The sequence below is a fragment of the Alcanivorax sp. MD8A genome, from assembly GCF_002888555.1.
GTDB lineage: Bacteria > Pseudomonadota > Gammaproteobacteria > Pseudomonadales > Alcanivoracaceae > Alcanivorax.
On record NZ_AQOQ01000019.1, the window covers coordinates 17,429 to 32,587 of the forward strand.

The window sequence follows — 15,159 nt, forward strand, 5'->3', positions numbered from 1 at the left end:
ATTATAGGAATGCTGACGCCGGGTTGCCAGAGCCGGTTAACACTACCGGGATAGCTCCTCCACAGGCCCGGGAGTCAGTGCTATTGACTGGCATTGCGCTCATTCAGAAACGCCATGACCTCGTCACGGCTTCCCTCGAACACGATCTCGCCATGTCGTCGGGAAAGCATGTAGTCGTACATGGGGTCGTAGTAATCTGCCAGCAGGGTGTGAATCCATTCGCGATGCAGTTCGGTATCGCCGTTGATGGCCTGGACCGCAAGTGCTTCCTCCAGCACCTGACGCAACTGCTGGTGGCGCAGGCCGCCCAGGCGCCGGCGAATGCGGTCCATGGCGGCGAGCAATTCCTCACCCAGTTGCTGCAGCGCCTGTTGTTCACCAAAGTGCTGGCGATACTCCTGCAGTGGGCCGACCACATAGTCTTCCAGCGTGACCTGAACGCGAGACGCCAGCGTCTCATTGATCACGATGCGCGGCTGGCTCTTGATACGGTCCTGCAGACTGAAGGGTAAATGGCAGCGTCCGATCAGCTTGCTTTCATCTTCCAGCAGCACCGTTTGATGGTTGGCAGCGTGGGCTTTCAGCAGGTCAATGCTGAGGGTGTTTTCAAAATAAATCTGGCTGGGCTGCCCGCCGGGGCGACGCCCAAATGCGGACCCGCGGTGATGCGCGATGCCTTCCAGGTCAATAGCGTTGGGCTGGGCTTCGATGACACGGGTTTTGGCGCAGCCGGTTCTGCCGCACAGGATTTCGAAATGCTGGGCAGCGATGCGGTTTTCCAGCTGGTTGAGCAGGAAGGTCCGCATGGCCTTGTAGCCACCCCGAATCAGTGGGGCATCGACCCCTGCCTCTGTTAGCCAGGCCTGGGTGGTCTGGCTGCGCAGGCCACCCCGGAAGCAATAAAGATAGCCGTGGGGGTTGTCGCGCCACCATTGCTGCCACGCTTGCATGCGCTTGTCCCGCTCTTCACCGCTGACCAGCTGGTTGCCCAGATCAATGGCTGCCTGCTGCCCATGCTGCTTGTAGCAAATACCGATCTGATGCCGTTCGTCATTGTTGATCAGCGCAATATTGGTCGCGGCAGGGAAGGCGCCCTTGGAGAATTCCACAGGGGCACGCACATCCAGTAGAGGGATGTCGTTGAGAAACAGGGATAGATAATCGTGGCAGTCATCGCGCATGGAGAGGAAGTTTACGGCAGCGGCACGCGACAAGCTATCAGCTATCAGCTATCAGCTATCAGCTATCAGCTATCGGCTATCAGCTATCAGCTATCAGCTATCAGCTACGCTGGATTGGAAGGGCAACCCCAAAATAGTTCCGGGATTTTTTAGAAGAACGGAAACGCTTTCCCGATCGTTGAGTTCGGCGCTATTAAATAACCTGAGCACTTTGTAGGAGCCATGCTCGCATGGCGAACCGAGCCCAAGCGAGGTATAGATTCCAGAGCGTATGCATGACGCTGCTCGCATACCCACCCGAAGAGATCCCAGAGACAAATCCAACTGCGCCCCTGAACCGCTGCACGCACCTCTACACCACCCCCCGGGCACAAAAAAACGCGGGCAGGGTACCGTGGGATCCCCACGGCCCTGCCCGCGTTCTGGCGTCTGGCGTTTTACTCTGCCGGACGGATCTGGCCGGCCAGATGGGGCTTGATGCCATCTTTGGCCAGCAGACGGAAATCGCTTCCGCCCTTGGCCGGCTTGTTCTCAAACTTGACGCTGGCAGGAATAAACATGGGCAGCTTGAACTGCACATCGACCGTAAAAGCGGTCTCGGGGAGCTGGTTTTGCAGTTCGGCCAGGCAGCGGGCCTTGGACCACATGCCGTGGGCAATCTGACGCTTGAAACCGAACAGCTTGGCCGACAGCGGGTACAGGTGAATCGGGTTGCGGTCACCGGATACCGCGCCATAACGACGGCCGGTATCACCGGGGACTTTCCACTCCACGGTGTCCGTGGCGGGCGCGGGCTTGGGGGCCTCTTTCTTCTTGCTGCCACCACCGCCGCCGGTGCGGAAGAAATTCACGGATTCGCTTTCCCAAACACGCTCACCACCGGTGCTGATGCTGGTGAAGATAGAGAACTCGTAACCCTTGTCTACCTTGTTCAGGTTGCCGAGATAGCACTTCACATTGAGTTGCTCTTTCTCACTGATCGGGCGGTACTGGGTAATGCTGTTGCGGACATGCACCAGCCCCATGGCGGGGAACGGGAACCCATCGCTGAGAATCAGGGCCATGTGCAGCGGGAAGGCGTGCATATGGGGGTAGGTAACGGGTAGCTTGCCGTCCGCTGCGAAGCCACACACCTTGCGGTAAGCCGCCAGGTGTTTTTCGTCCAGCGCCACATCGTTGAGTCGCAGGCCGATTTCCGGCAGGGCCGGGTTCTTGCCTGGCTTGACGGTGGCACGCAGCACTGCCTTGGCAAAGTTAACCACCATGGGGGGTGAATTACGCAGTTCGCGGAATTTTACCTCGCTCATCACTCGATCCTTTCCCTTTACCTGTAGTAAGCCGTGGCTGTGGTAGCTGGCTGATTCTTCGGGAAAGTATAGAGCAGCAAGGGCAAGCCGCTATTGGCCGCGCAGACGACGGCGCTGGCGACTCAAGCAGTCATCGGGCAGGGGTCAGGATTTCCACTGGCCCACGCCAAGGAAGATCAACCGCAATTGTTTTTCGGCGGTGCCAAGCACTTCCTGCTGGCCGAAGGTATCGCTTTCTTCCAGCTCCAGCATTTCCTGAGTCAGGGCGGTGACGTTGTTCACCACCAGGCCGGCCATCATTTGCAGGTCTTCAGCGCTGAGATGGTTAAGGAAGGGAAAGCGTGCCATATCCATGGCCAACTCGTTGGTGAACATGCGGATTTCACGGCGGATAGCGTTGCGCATGGTGGGGGTGCCACCAAACAGCTCCTTGGCGACGAACAGAAAATGGGCGCGGTTCTCGCGCACATAATTGAAGTAGGTCTCCATGGAGCCGCGCAGCATGTTTTCGTTGGGCTGATTTTCCTGTCGGACCTGACGCATCATCTGCCGCAGGGTGCGGAAGGACTCGTCCAGCAGGGTCAGACCCAGGGCGCTCATGTCGGTGAAATGGCGATAGAAGGCGGTGGGGACCACGCCGGCGCGTTTGGTCACTTCACGCAGGCTCAGGCTGGAAAAGGGCGCCTTTTTGACCACCAGATCCAGGGCAGCCTCCATCAAGGCCTCACGGGTCTGGCCCCGTTTAGGCTTGCGGGATCTGCTGCTGCTTTCCTTGGACATCGGATTGGCCTCCAAAAATACGCTGTAAATTCTCCTCGTTGTGGGACGGTGATGCAACTAATTCCACAAAAAGCTTTGTAAGCACATGAAAATGAAAGCCTTTATTTTTTTAGTGAACAAGTGTTGACTTTAATCCCTGTGCTGAGAATAATGCGTACATCTGTTCACTTTAAGGGTTTTTCCCATGAACGCAACTACACAGACTCCGCGACGTTTTCAGCAAGGCCTTCAGCGCCTGTTGCAGTCCCGTGTTGCCGGGGTGCTCAGCTACCCCCACGGCGTTGATCGCTACCTGGAAGTGCTCAACCCCCTTTGGTCCACCACGGAAGTCCGTGCACGGGTGGAGAAGATTGAACACCTGACGGCCGACAGCGTGACCGTGACCTTGCAGCCCAATACTAACTGGCAGGGCTTTATTCCGGGCCAGTTCGTGCAGCTGACGGTCAGCATTGACGGCAAGCGCCACACCCGTTGTTACTCTCCGGCCAACTCCCTGCATCGCACGGATGGCCGCATTGAGCTGACCGCCAAGGCCCATGCCAACGGCTTCGTTTCACGTTACCTGCGCGAGCAGCTGCAGGAAGGCGAGGTCGTCACCCTGAGCCCGGCTGGGGGTGAATTTGCCCTGCCGGAGCAGCGCCCGGAGCGGGTGCTGCTGATCAGTGGCGGCAGTGGTATTACGCCGGTGATGTCCATGTTGCGCACCTTGTGTGATGAGGGATATGACGGCGAGATCACGTTTCTGCACTACGCCAATCGTGCCGAAGACATGATCTATGCAGACGAGCTGGCGGATATTGCCACCCGTCACAACAACGTGACCCTGCTGCGTGCTTTTGGCGACGGAGAATCGGGTGGCGAGTTGTCGGGGCTGTTCTGTAGTGAACACTTGTGCAGCTCTGTTCCGGATTTTGCACAGGCGACCACTTTTTTGTGTGGTCCGCCGCCGATGATGGCGGCAGTGGAAAAGGTCTGGGAAGAGGAAGGCCTGAGCGACCGGTTGCACAAGGAGCAGTTCACCCTGGCAACGCCACAGCTGGACACCAGTGATGAAGCGGGGGGCGAAGTGCGTTTTGCCCGCAGCGAAACCCTGGTCGCCAATAACGGCAGCAACCTGCTTGAGCAGGCAGAGGCGGCAGGCCTTACCCCGGAATCCGGCTGCCGGATGGGGATCTGTTACAGCTGCACCTGCAAGAAAACCGCTGGCAAGGTACGCGATCTGCGCACCGGTGAGATCAGCAGCGGCGATGAAGAAGACATTCAACTTTGCGTCAGCGTGCCAGTGGGCACGGTGACCCTGGACATTTAAAGGAAAGGAGTCAGCATCATGAGCATTTACCACACTCTGACCCCGGAACAATTTGACGCCATCGGCCAGGAACTGGACGCCATCCGTAACCGCGAAATCGCGGACCTGGGCGAGAAGGACGAGAAATACATCCGTACCCTGATCAAGCGCCAGCGTCAGCTGGAAGTGGCCGGCCGTGGCCTGCTGATGGCGGGTTTCCTGCCGCCGGCATGGCTTGCCGGGGTAGCCTGTCTGTCGGCTTCCAAGATCCTGGATAACATGGAAATTGGCCATAACGTCATGCATGGCCAATACGACTGGATCGGTGACAAGAATATCAACTCGCGGAACTTTGACTGGGACAACACCTGTACCAATACCGCGTGGAAGCACACCCACAACTTTGAGCACCATACCTTCACCAACGTGCTCGACAAGGATCACGACATTGGTTACGGCATTCTGCGTATGTCAGACGATCAGGAGTGGGAGCCGCGCTTTGTCCTGAACCCGATCCTGGCGGTGATTCTGTCCACCTTCTTCCAGCACTTTGTGGCGGTACAGAGCCTCAAGCTCGAGGACTACCTGATCTACAAGACCAAGACGAAGGAAGAGTTGAAGGCAGAGTTCAAGCCGACCTGGAAGAAGATGCGCAAGCAGTTGTTCAAGGACTACCTGCTGTTCCCGGCGCTGGCCGGCCCGTTCTTCCCGTTCGTGTTTGCCGGCAACGTGACGGCGAACCTGGCGCGTAACCTGTGGTCTTCCCAGGTGATCTTCAATGGTCACTTCCCGGAGGAGGTCGAGCAGTTCCCGGAGTCGGTACTGGAAGATGAAAGCCGTGGTCACTGGTATGTACGCCAGATGCTGGGCTCGGCCAACTTTGAGGGTGGCCGTCTCATGCACATCATGAGCGGTAACCTGAGCTTCCAGATCGAGCACCACCTGTTCCCGGACATTCCTGCGCACCGCTATGCAAGAATTTCCCCTGAAGTGAAGGCGATCTGCGAGAAGTACGGCCTGCCCTACAACACCGGCTCATTCATGAAGCAGTCGGTCAGTGTGTGGAAGCGGATTTTCAAAATGTCCCTGCCGGGCAAAGGTGGCGGCAAGGGCAAGGGTTTGATGGCCAAGGTCATCCCGCTGAAGGCTGAATCCGGGTCAGCTTCCCGCCAGGCTGCGTGACTCGCTAGTCGCAGTAAAGAGCACCCGGTAGAGGCCGGTTAGCTGGTTCCGGCCCTGCCATCCTTATGCTACTCTCAGTCGATCTGAGAGTAGCTTTTTTCATTTGGGGACAAGGCAAGCGCATGGCAGAAATGACAGATTCCGGTGTGCTGTTGCGCATGGCCTACAAGGCCATGGTAAATGCCGGTATTGATGCTGATGCCGTGTTGGCAGAGGTCGGTCTCGACAAATCCATCTTGCAGGTTCCTGACCTGCGTACCCCCCACGATGCCCAGGAATGGTTCTGGCAGGCCCTTGAAAAGGTGTCTGGCGACGAACATATCGGTTTGCACCTGGGTCAGCATATTCCTGTCTACAAGGGCCAGGTGCTTGAGTACCTGTTCCTGTCGAGCCCCACTTTTGGTGAGGGCCTGAAACGGGCGCTGGATTACCAGCGACTGTTGTCTGATGCCGCGCAGGGCGAGTTGTTTGAGGAGGGAGAGCGTGTCTTCCTCAAGCAGATGATCTGGAGTAAACGCCTGAGTCATCTGAACGAATGCATGATGATGGGGGTTATCAAGTTCTTTAAATTCGTCACCGATGGCGCTTTCGAACCGCTGGAGATCCATTTTGGCCATTCCCCCCATGCGGATCAGAAGGAATACGAACGCCAGTTTGAGTGCCCGGTGAAATTCGACATGCCCAGTGTGGGCATGTATTTCGATGCGTCGGTCATGAGCCTTTCTTCTGCCCACCACGAGCCGGAATTGCTGCACCTGCATGAGCAGCTGGCCAGCGAGCAGGTGGCACGGCTGGAAAAGCAGGATCTGGTGGCGCAGGTGAATCGCCTGATCGGGGAGCTGCTGGAATCCGGGCACGCCAACCTGGAAGAAGTGGCCGAGCGTCTGGGCATCAAGGCGCGGCAGTTGCGCACCCGGCTTGCCGACGCGGGCACCAATTTCAACCAGCTGGTGGCCGATTACCGTTGTCGGCTGGCCAAGCGCTTGTTGGCCGGCACGGACGAATCCATTGACGAAATCGTTTATCTGACCGGCTTTTCCGAACCGTCTACCTTTTATCGTGCCTTCAAGCGCTGGGTTGGGATGACCCCGATCGAGTACCGCAAGCTGAAAGCCGAAGAGGATGCCATGGGTTAGCCTGCCGGCGAATGACGGCAAGCTTACCAAAGGCGCCGTTGGCGCCTTTTTTGCTTAAATGGTCTGGATTGTTGTGCCTGTTGTGGAGCCCACAGTGAAAACCTTTTTGAGAAAAGTCTTCTGGCCGATCCTGCGGCCCTTCGAATCCGGTACGGATGAGTACAACTACCGGGCGTCTTACCGCAAGATTCTTCTTGGGGTGGGAAGCCTGTTCCTGATCCTGTCCGCCGCAACGTTGGCGATGAGTCTTCACTCCGGGCTCTATGGCGGGCTGATCCCGGCGGTGTTTTTCGGGGTGTCGGCGCTGGTGTGTGTCGTGGTGGGCCTGTTGGGCGAAGACAAGGCGGTTGCCCGGATCTGGAAGAGCCGCTGAGCAGGCCAGGCCAAGTAGGCGTTCTAGTACATAAAACAAGGATGAAAGATGAAAGGAAGTCACTATCTGGCGCTTTTTGTTCGCCTGTTTGCCATAGCGATGGCGTTGTTTTTTCTGGATCGAGTTGTGGTCCTGGCTTATTCACTGGGTGAGCCCAGCCAACATTTCAGTATTCATGATGTTTTCTCGCTCGTTTCGGCGATTTTCCCGCTTTTTGTTGCTCTGATACTTTGGCAATTCCCTCTGTTGGTTTCTCGCACCATTCTCAAATCTGAAATGGATGGGGACGTTGATGGATCAAAGCCAACGCCGGCAGATATGCTTGCGGTGATTGTGGCAGGTATAGGCCTCTATACGCTGTATTACGCGGTTGTCGATGCCGTGTACTGGGGGGCTTTATGGGCGTATACCGAGGAGCAGAAGCATGTGGGGCAACTTTTTGACATCAACGCCGACCGAAAAGCCAATATGCTTGCAACCGGTGTAGAGCTGGTTGCTGCTTTGGTTTTGCTGGTGAAGGCGCGAGTCGTGGCCAGCTGGATTATGGGCGTACCGGAAGGGCGTCGATCAAATGGGTGATCAAGTCACGCTGTGACCTGCATCTGTGATTAAACACAAAAAAGCCCCGCATTGCGGGGCTTTTTTGATTTGGCGGTGAGGGAGGGATTCGAACCCTCGATACGTTTCCGTATACACACTTTCCAGGCGTGCTCCTTCGGCCACTCGGACACCTCACCTTGAAACAGTTTGGCACTGCCTTGCGGCAGTGGAGCAGGCGTATGGCCATTACCTTGCTCACTCTTGAGGGCGCGTAGAGTACCGGAGGGTGGGGGTGCTGGCAAGTGCTGCGGGGCCGGTTGGTCAGGCTTTGAGCGATTTCAGGTTCGCGCCAGATAAATCCCGGTAAATTCACAGACGGTTTGGCCTTGCAGATCTTTGCCGACAGCGCGAATGGCCAGGCTGGCCTTGCCGCGCAGGGCCAGGCGCTCCTCAAACCGGGGGCGCTGCTCGGTGGTCACGGTGATCTGCATGTCGCTATGTAGCGGCAGGGTATATTTGAGCTGAGTCTCCACCGCCACCACATCAGCAGGGTGCCCGGCCTGTTGAGCGAGCAAGGTGGTCAGCCCCCAGCCGGACAGGGCCAGCAAGGCGGCCTGGCTGCCAGCGAAGAAGGTGCCCTTGTCATTATGGTTCGGGGCCAGTGGGGCGCTGACCCGCAGCTGATCGCCGTCAAACTGTTCGAACCGGAAATAGAGATGCCGGGTCAACGGGATCGCGTCACGAACCTGATCCGCCAGCGCGTCCAGATCGATCATGGCAGCTGACGGAGGTAGTCTGCGGGGGTGTCGTCGGGAAGACTCTTGAGGCCAATGGCCGGGGTGCCCAGATACAGATAGGCGATGACCTGGTCCTTGGCGGCAAACCCGAGCATGGATTTGGCCAGATTGGAGTTGGCCATGGCACCGGTGCGCCACATGGCGCCGATACCCATCTCATAGGCGGCCAGCATCATGTTTTGCACGGCAGCCCCCACGGCAAGCATCTGCTCCCAGGCTGGGATCTTGTGATTTTCAGTGATGTCTGCCACAACGACGATGATGGTTGGAGCACGCAATGCCTTGTTGCGGGCAATCTCCCGGGTGCGGCTGTCAGCCTCGGGCTGCTCTTCGAGAAGCTGCGCCTCCATGATGTCGCCAAGCCGCTCGCGCTGATCGCCTTCCAGTACGATGAACCGCCAGGGCCGTAGCAACCCGTGGTCGGGTGCGCGGATGGCGGCGCGTAATAACAGATCCAGCTGTTCGTCACTGGGGCCGGGTTCGGCCAGGCGAGGGCAGGATACGCGGGTGGTGAGGGCGGTGAGGGTGTCCATTCAGTGCTCCAATAACAAGGGCGCCATGGTAGCTCGAATTGCGAATGAGTCCCAGCCACGACCTTAAAAGGAAGAATTGGTCGCGTTAGTCGCCCCAGTCTTTTTTCTTAGTGGGGAAACGGCTAAGCTTCCCGAAAATCCTGTGAAACGATTCACAATGTCCACCACGTCGAAAAAGAAAGCTCGCCGCCCGTTGATTGGGCCCATGGAGCGGGCACGCCGCCAGGCCAACTATATCCGTCTGCTTGCCTTTCTGGTGGCGGCCATGATGCTGATGGCGGGCCTGAAACTCGAGTTGTACTCGCAGTTACACCTCTTGGGTGTGGCGGGGTTGCTGACCTATCCGCTGGTCGCCCAGGGCATCCTGTTCCTGGCGATGAAGAAAGACAAGCCTCAGAAACCGGTGCATCAGGCGTTGATGCAGGCCGATGCCATGATTATTGGGGTGGCGTGTGCACTTCTGCATTTTGCCCTGGTGCCGTCGTTGGTGTTGTTGATTATTGTGCATGCCAATGCGGTGAGTAGTGGTGGTCTCAAGCCGTGGCTGCTGAACCTGCTGATGACCTCCATTGGTGCGTTGTTGATGGGGGCCTTGTTGGGGTTTGCCTACTTGCCTCCGGACCAGGCGCCGGTGTTGCTGACCGTGATTTCACTGTTGGGCCTGGGGGTGTATGTCGGAGCGTCCTCGGCCTTTGCCCATCTGCAGGCCAAGTATCTGAAGCAGGCCCAGGAGTTGGTGCGTCGTCAGCAGCAGCAGGCCGTCGAGATGTCCCGGAAGCTGGCAAAATACCTGCCGCCCCAGATTTGGGGCTCGATTTTTTCCGGCAAGCGTGACGCCAAGCTGGAGACCCGCCGTAAACGGTTGACCGTCTTTTTTTCCGACATCAAGGGCTTTAGCGCGATCTCCGAGGAGTTGCCGCTGGAAACCCTGACCAGCATGCTCAACACCTATTTGAGTGAGATGACGCGGATTGCGCTACGCCATGGCGGCACCATCGACAAGTTTATCGGTGATGCAGTGATGGTGTTCTTCGGTGACCCCAAGAGTGCTGGTGCCAAAGAGGATGCCTACCGCTGTGTGCTGATGGCCATCGAGATGCAGGAACAAATGAAGTTGCTGCGCCAGCGCTGGAAGCGCGAAGGCATTGATCACAAGCTGGAAATCCGGATTGGCATTAATACCGGCTATGTCACGGTGGGCAACTTTGGTACGGATTCCCGCATGGATTACACCATTCTGGGTACGGATGTGAATCTGGCCAGCCGTCTGGAGTCGGCTTGTCGCCCCGGGGGGGTACTGATTTCGGAAGCGACACAGGAGCTGGTGAAAGACCGCATTCGTTGTCGCAACATGGGTGATATTCAGGTTAAGGGCTTTAATCGTCCGATTCCGGTATTCGAAGCGCTGGGCGCGCAGAAGGATGCCGGCGCGAAGAATCGCTACGTGTCTGCGCAAACCAGCGGTTTTGGTATTCATCTGGATGTGGAGCGCATTCGCAACTTTGACAAGAACACCATCCTCAAAACGCTGGCCCGATCTGCAACGGATCTGAAAAAGGCCGAGCCAGTATCTGTCAATTACGAGGCTGAGGGGTTCAGCCTGCATGTTGACAGCGAGGTCATCAAGAAGAGAGAGCGAGAAAAAGTGATTGAGATGATGGGGCGGGTGGCGAAGAAGGTGCAAACCCAGGTCCGGGTGTAAGCCGCTACTGACCGCAGGCCTCGTGCTGTCACAAACGAAGGCTGCTTGCGCTGATACGAAAAACCACGCCTAGGGGCGTGGTTTTTCGTTTCTGGATTCGGCGTTTGTTAGTTCAACGGATAAGACGTCCAGCCGTCAGTCCAGTTCTGGACGTTCCCGGGGCGCACTGCTCCCAGATAGTTCGCCGCTTCATCCCAGAATTCGCCCTGTGGGATCGGGCTGGCACCGTTACGGGCGGGTGAGCGGGCGGTGGGTGCAAAGTCCGGGTGCGAGGCGCTGGTGGCATCCCGTGTCAGCAGCGGGTCTGTGCCGAACTGGGCGGCGATGGCGCTGCTCTGGAAATAACGTCGTTCATCAAAGCCATCGTCGTCGTCACTGTCCATGGCCTCTGCATCGAAGAAGGTGAGGCCGCGGTTTCCTACCTTGTGCACCATCATGCTGTTGAAAGTCAGCTCGCCATTGCTGATGCGGCGAACGGTTTCGGCACCTTTCAGGTCGATGGTTTCGCCGGAAAAGCCATCAATGATGATGTTATGAAAATGTCCGCCGCTGCCGACTTTCAGGGTCATGGCGCGATGGTATTTCTCATGGCTGCGGGGGCTGATCAGGGTCACGTTGTACATGGTGGGTTCTGACAACGGCGATGCATTCGGGTTTGCTTTCAGGTTGTCGCCCTCGAACGCATTGTCGCCCACGTTGGCATGTTGCTGCGCGACCAGGAACTGCACGTTGCCCCGCCAGCCCATGTCCCAATCCAGCGAGTCATCTCCGGCACCGGTAATGACAATGTGCTTGAGATTGACGGTGCCACCAAAGACCTCGATGCCGTCATCCAGGGCTCGGTGAACCTGCACATGGCGGATAATGGTATTGCTGCCACAGCCGCCCAGGGTCAAGCCGTTGAGTTCGTTATTGGCATACACCTCAAACCCGGCAAACTCGATACGCGAGTATTCCATTACACCACAGGAGGACTCCATATCCCGGCCGCCAAACTCGCCGCGGGTATCGCCGGCGGGAATGCCTTCAATCTGGGCGCCCTCTACATTGACGGGGGCACTGCCCAGCATCACCACGCCACCCCAGTCGCCAGCAGTACGCGTGCCTTCAGCCTGATTGCTGGTGAAAACAATTGGGGCGTTTTCCTGTCCGCGGGCAAACAGGGTCGCGTCGCGGGTAATTACCAGGGCGGAACCAGGACGGCCTTCGATACGGGTGCCCGGTTCAATAGTCAGGGTGCCGCCTGCTTCCAGATAGACAATGCCATCCAGAATCCAGGTGGTGTTGGCGGCCCAGGTCTGGTTGCCAAACAGGGAGCCCTTGATGACCTGGGTGCCGGCGATCAGCTGATGTATCGGCTTGTAGGCGAAGTAGCTGATGAGACCGAGCATGACGGCGGCCAGGCCCAGCCAGGCATAAGTGCCACGATGGCTTTTGGCGCCAGTGGCGTCGCGGGGCGGCTGGGTGCCAAGGGTTTCTGCGATATCCGGATTGGTCAGTGGGGTGCTGGTGACAGGGCGTTTGTGCAGCAGCACGCCGTCGCGGTTGGCTTCCTGTAGCTTCAGGCCCAGCGCGCGAATCTTGCGGTTGTCGTGATGGATTGCACGTTTGATGATCTCCGCACGATAAGTGGGATCATTCAAAAGGGTATTGAAGTGTACGAAGCGAAGGCTGCTGTCACCTTCCTGATCAAAATTCTGTTTCAGTTGCCAGAGCAGTTCGACTAACTGGGCGCGCGGCGATGAGACTGCGTCCACCATAACTCCCCCAAATGGATACGGTGTTGATTAGGAAGAAAGGAGTATGTGGAAGAAAGATGACTGTTTGGTGAAAGTCGTATAGTGAATCGGTGCAAGTCGATCACACAGAAAAAACAGGGGGAATCCGCAAGCGTGACGGTGCCCGGATGGCGGCGCTTAAACTGCCAGACGCATCCGGGTGGTTTTCACCATGTTGTCTTTTACCTGAAGAATCTCGATCTGGTACTGGTCGATTTTTACCGAAATGTTGGCGTCCGGAATGTCCTGAAGGTATTCGAGAATCAGCCCGTTGAGTGTCTTGGGGCCATCGGTTGGCAATTCCCACTGCAAGGCGCGGTTGATGTCGCGCAGGGTGGTGGAGCCGTCAATCACGAAGCTGCCATCTTCCTGGGGGTGAATGTCCTGGCTGGTGGCGGCCAGGTCGGTGGTAAATTCACCGACGATTTCTTCCAGGATATCTTCCAGTGTGACCAGCCCCTGCACATCGCCGTACTCATCGACCACCACCCCGATGCGCCGCTTGGCATTCTGGAAGTTGATCAGCTGCTGGTGCAATGAGGTCGCTTCCGGCACGTAGTAAGGCTCGACGGTGTATTGCATCAACTCGGCCTTGTTGATGTCGTCCTTGAGTAGCAGGCGGCTGAGTTTGCGCAGGTGCAGCAGGCCGACCATGTTGTTGGGGTCGCCGTTGTAGACCGGCAAGCGGGTGTGTTGGCTGGCGCGCAGTGTGGTGAGGATGTCATGCATGTCATCCTCCAGATCAATGCCGACCATCTCGTTGCGCGGCACCATGATGTCTTCCACGGTGACGGTTTCCAGATCGAGAATGTTCAGCAACATCTTCTGGTGGTTTTCCGGGATCAGGCCGCCGGCTTCGTTCACCACGGTGCGTAGCTCTTCCGGGCTGAGATGGTCGTCGTCATGCTCGTTGGCGCGAATCCCGGCCAGGCGCAGCAGCAGGTTGCTGACGCCGTTGACCATCCACACCAGCGGGGCCAGCAAGGTCTGCAAAGGTTTCAGCGCGAGACTGGCCGGAAATGCGACCCGCTCCGGGCGCATGGCGGCAAAGGTCTTGGGGGTGATCTCGGCAAACACCAGCATGATGATGGTGATGACCACCGGAGCCACGGCGGCCCCGCTATCGCCCAGCCAGCGAATGGCCAGGATGGCGGCCACGGTGGCGGCGAAGTTGTTGACGAAATTGTTGCCGATCAGGATCACGGACAGCAGGCGGTCGGTGCGTTTTAGCAGCTTTTCGACCCGGGAAGCGGCCTTGTGGCCCTGACGCGCCAGATGCCGCAGACGATAGCGGTTGATGGCCACCATGCCGGTTTCACTGCTGGAGAAAAAGGCTGAGCCAAGCACAAGGAAAATCAGGGCGCCAATGAGCCACCCGTCAGAGAAGGTATCCAAGGGAAATGTCGTTTATCCGCCAGTTGGGTAGGTATTGTTCGGGGTAGGACCGAGAGGTGTCAAGGAGGCAGTGAACAGTTAACAGTGAACAGTTCGCGATCCGGGGTTGCCTTTTTCCTTATGCCTTGAGGCCGCGTTCGGGCTTTGGGCGCGGGCTCAAGGTTTCAAGCGCAAGTAGCGGGTGATCCGTGTTTCAACTTTGAACGTTCAACTCAATCAGCGCTTCAGAATGAACTCGAGCACCAGCTGACTACCGAAGAAGGCGACCAGCAGTACGGCAAAGCCGCTGAGGGTGAAGCGCGTGGCGGTGCGGCCTCGCCAGCCGCGCAGGTAACGGCCCCCCAGCAGGATGGCGAAAACCACCCAGGCGATCAGCGTGAGCACGGTCTTGTGCACCAGGTGCTGGGCAAACAGGTTGTCCACGTAAAAGAAGCCGGTAGCGATGGCGATGGTGAGCAGGATCTCACCCAGCCAGATCACTTCGAACAGCATGGATTCCATCACCTGCATGGGTGGGAATAGCCGCATCACGCCGCGGATATGACCGTTGCGCAGTTGACGATCCTGGATGCTCAAGAGGACGGCCTGGCCTGCGGCTACGGTGAGTACGGCATAGGCCACGATGGAGAAAAATACATGCTGGCCCAGGCCATGGGCCATGGGCTGGGTGACGTAGCCGGTGTTGATCCACAGCATGGCCGGGATGGAGACCGCGGCAAAGGGATACACCATGGCCGAGATCCACTCAAAGGGGCGATACAGGCTGGATATCAGCACCAGGGCAGTACCGGTCATGGCGACAGTGGAGGCGACGGGAAATAGCCCGAGGTGAAGCCCCTGGGGCGTAATGATGACTTCCCACAGGCTGATGGCATGAGCGATGACGGCGAGCAGGCCGGGAATCAGGATGGATCGGCGTGACGGCGCGTTCTCGCCGCGCAGCTGCCGGATCACGATCAGACAAGCGACGACGTAGAGAACAAAGGCCAGCAGGCCGCTGATCACCGAAAAATCCATAACGTGCTGTAATCCCTACAAAGGCCCGGGCGAGAAGTGCCGGGCAAGCCCGCTGAAGTCTGGCATAGGCGCAACTCTTCTATCAACAATCATTCTCATTTTACCGGTGGGTTTGTGGTTGGGCCCCATGACGTTGACGGTAAATGAGGG

14 protein-coding genes and 1 tRNA gene are annotated in these 15,159 nt (G+C 57.6%); 6 read left to right on the forward strand and 9 right to left on the reverse strand.

Translation table 11 applies throughout. From position 1 onward, the window contains the following. Nucleotides 1-80 precede the first annotated feature (80 nt). The 3 genes from mnmH to A15D_RS11035 all read right to left on the reverse strand — a co-directional run bounded on the left by mnmH (nt 81) and on the right by A15D_RS11035 (nt 3,268). Nucleotides 81-1,214, reverse strand: coding sequence for a tRNA 2-selenouridine(34) synthase MnmH (gene mnmH, locus A15D_RS11025; RefSeq protein WP_369825834.1), 1,134 nt, complete (start codon nt 1,212-1,214; stop codon nt 81-83). 404 nt (nt 1,215-1,618) lie between these two features. Continuing rightward, nucleotides 1,619-2,488 carry a MaoC family dehydratase gene (locus tag A15D_RS11030; RefSeq protein ID WP_022985624.1) on the reverse strand — a complete coding sequence of 290 codons (870 nt, stop codon included), beginning with the start codon at nt 2,486-2,488 and terminating at the stop codon, nt 1,619-1,621. A gap of 144 nt (nt 2,489-2,632) precedes the next feature. Then, nucleotides 2,633-3,268, reverse strand: a complete 636-nt coding sequence (locus tag A15D_RS11035; RefSeq protein ID WP_022985625.1) for a TetR family transcriptional regulator — start codon at nt 3,266-3,268, stop codon at nt 2,633-2,635. A gap of 184 nt (nt 3,269-3,452) precedes the next feature. On the opposite strand from A15D_RS11035, the gene A15D_RS11040 reads away from it, so the two are divergent. The 5 genes from A15D_RS11040 to A15D_RS11060 all read left to right on the forward strand — a co-directional run bounded on the left by A15D_RS11040 (nt 3,453) and on the right by A15D_RS11060 (nt 7,826). After that, complete coding sequence (locus tag A15D_RS11040) at nt 3,453-4,577, forward strand: ferredoxin reductase (protein WP_102791978.1); 1,125 nt, start codon at nt 3,453-3,455, stop codon at nt 4,575-4,577. An 18-nt stretch (nt 4,578-4,595) separates the two neighbouring features. Next, complete coding sequence (locus A15D_RS11045; RefSeq protein ID WP_102791979.1) at nt 4,596-5,738, forward strand: acyl-CoA desaturase; 1,143 nt, start codon at nt 4,596-4,598, stop codon at nt 5,736-5,738. A 122-nt stretch (nt 5,739-5,860) separates the two neighbouring features. Further along, nucleotides 5,861-6,874 (forward strand): AraC family transcriptional regulator, encoded by a 1,014-nt coding sequence (locus A15D_RS11050; protein ID WP_102791980.1) that lies wholly within the window; start codon nt 5,861-5,863, stop codon nt 6,872-6,874. Nucleotides 6,875-6,968: 94 nt separating this feature from the next. Next, nucleotides 6,969-7,247 (forward strand): hypothetical protein, encoded by a 279-nt coding sequence (locus tag A15D_RS11055; RefSeq protein ID WP_031226569.1) that lies wholly within the window; start codon nt 6,969-6,971, stop codon nt 7,245-7,247. A 48-nt stretch (nt 7,248-7,295) separates the two neighbouring features. Beyond that, the gene (locus A15D_RS11060; protein WP_102791981.1) at nt 7,296-7,826 is read left to right on the forward strand and encodes a hypothetical protein; all 531 of its coding nucleotides are present in this window, start codon (nt 7,296-7,298) and stop codon (nt 7,824-7,826) included. Between the two features lie 70 nt (nt 7,827-7,896). On the opposite strand, the gene A15D_RS11065 is transcribed toward A15D_RS11060, so the two are convergent. The 3 genes from A15D_RS11065 to A15D_RS11075 form a co-directional block, all read right to left on the reverse strand. Further along, nucleotides 7,897-7,984: transfer RNA gene (locus A15D_RS11065), tRNA-Ser, on the reverse strand. A gap of 141 nt (nt 7,985-8,125) precedes the next feature. After that, the gene (locus A15D_RS11070; RefSeq protein WP_102791982.1) at nt 8,126-8,563 is read right to left on the reverse strand and encodes a YiiD C-terminal domain-containing protein; all 438 of its coding nucleotides are present in this window, start codon (nt 8,561-8,563) and stop codon (nt 8,126-8,128) included. Continuing rightward, nucleotides 8,560-9,117: a nitroreductase gene (locus A15D_RS11075; protein WP_102791983.1), complete on the reverse strand. Its 558-nt coding sequence runs from the start codon at nt 9,115-9,117 to the stop codon at nt 8,560-8,562. The genes A15D_RS11070 and A15D_RS11075 overlap by 4 nt, the downstream gene beginning before the upstream one ends. A 157-nt stretch (nt 9,118-9,274) precedes the next feature. Here A15D_RS11075 and A15D_RS11080 point away from each other — a divergent pair, with 157 nt between their 5' ends. After that, nucleotides 9,275-10,819 carry an adenylate/guanylate cyclase domain-containing protein gene (locus A15D_RS11080; protein WP_102791984.1) on the forward strand — a complete coding sequence of 515 codons (1,545 nt, stop codon included), beginning with the start codon at nt 9,275-9,277 and terminating at the stop codon, nt 10,817-10,819. Nucleotides 10,820-10,926: 107 nt separating this feature from the next. On the opposite strand, the gene A15D_RS11085 is transcribed toward A15D_RS11080, so the two are convergent. The 3 genes from A15D_RS11085 to A15D_RS11095 form a co-directional block, all read right to left on the reverse strand. Continuing rightward, nucleotides 10,927-12,579: a hypothetical protein gene (locus A15D_RS11085; RefSeq protein ID WP_102791985.1), complete on the reverse strand. Its 1,653-nt coding sequence runs from the start codon at nt 12,577-12,579 to the stop codon at nt 10,927-10,929. Between the two features lie 156 nt (nt 12,580-12,735). Continuing rightward, nucleotides 12,736-13,992 carry an HlyC/CorC family transporter gene (locus A15D_RS11090; RefSeq protein WP_102791986.1) on the reverse strand — a complete coding sequence of 419 codons (1,257 nt, stop codon included), beginning with the start codon at nt 13,990-13,992 and terminating at the stop codon, nt 12,736-12,738. Between the two features lie 216 nt (nt 13,993-14,208). After that, the gene (locus tag A15D_RS11095) at nt 14,209-15,009 is read right to left on the reverse strand and encodes an inner membrane protein YpjD (RefSeq protein WP_102791987.1); all 801 of its coding nucleotides are present in this window, start codon (nt 15,007-15,009) and stop codon (nt 14,209-14,211) included. Between the last annotated feature and the right edge of the window lie 150 nt (nt 15,010-15,159).

What these genes read in the sequence shown, in the direction of transcription:
- A15D_RS11030 (WP_022985624.1), bottom strand. Translation starts at nt 2,488, where the DNA reads ATGAGCGAGGTAAAATTCCGCGAACTGCGTAATTCACCCCCCATGGTG.
- A15D_RS11080 (WP_102791984.1), top strand. Translation starts at nt 9,275, where the DNA reads ATGTCCACCACGTCGAAAAAGAAAGCTCGCCGCCCGTTGATTGGGCCC.
- A15D_RS11095 (WP_102791987.1), bottom strand. Translation starts at nt 15,009, where the DNA reads ATGGATTTTTCGGTGATCAGCGGCCTGCTGGCCTTTGTTCTCTACGTC.
- A15D_RS11045 (WP_102791979.1), top strand. Translation starts at nt 4,596, where the DNA reads ATGAGCATTTACCACACTCTGACCCCGGAACAATTTGACGCCATCGGC.
- A15D_RS11085 (WP_102791985.1), bottom strand. Translation starts at nt 12,579, where the DNA reads ATGGTGGACGCAGTCTCATCGCCGCGCGCCCAGTTAGTCGAACTGCTC.
- A15D_RS11035 (WP_022985625.1), bottom strand. Translation starts at nt 3,268, where the DNA reads ATGTCCAAGGAAAGCAGCAGCAGATCCCGCAAGCCTAAACGGGGCCAG.
- A15D_RS11040 (WP_102791978.1), top strand. Translation starts at nt 3,453, where the DNA reads ATGAACGCAACTACACAGACTCCGCGACGTTTTCAGCAAGGCCTTCAG.
- A15D_RS11075 (WP_102791983.1), bottom strand. Translation starts at nt 9,117, where the DNA reads ATGGACACCCTCACCGCCCTCACCACCCGCGTATCCTGCCCTCGCCTG.
- A15D_RS11050 (WP_102791980.1), top strand. Translation starts at nt 5,861, where the DNA reads ATGGCAGAAATGACAGATTCCGGTGTGCTGTTGCGCATGGCCTACAAG.
- A15D_RS11070 (WP_102791982.1), bottom strand. Translation starts at nt 8,563, where the DNA reads ATGATCGATCTGGACGCGCTGGCGGATCAGGTTCGTGACGCGATCCCG.
- A15D_RS11060 (WP_102791981.1), top strand. Translation starts at nt 7,296, where the DNA reads ATGAAAGGAAGTCACTATCTGGCGCTTTTTGTTCGCCTGTTTGCCATA.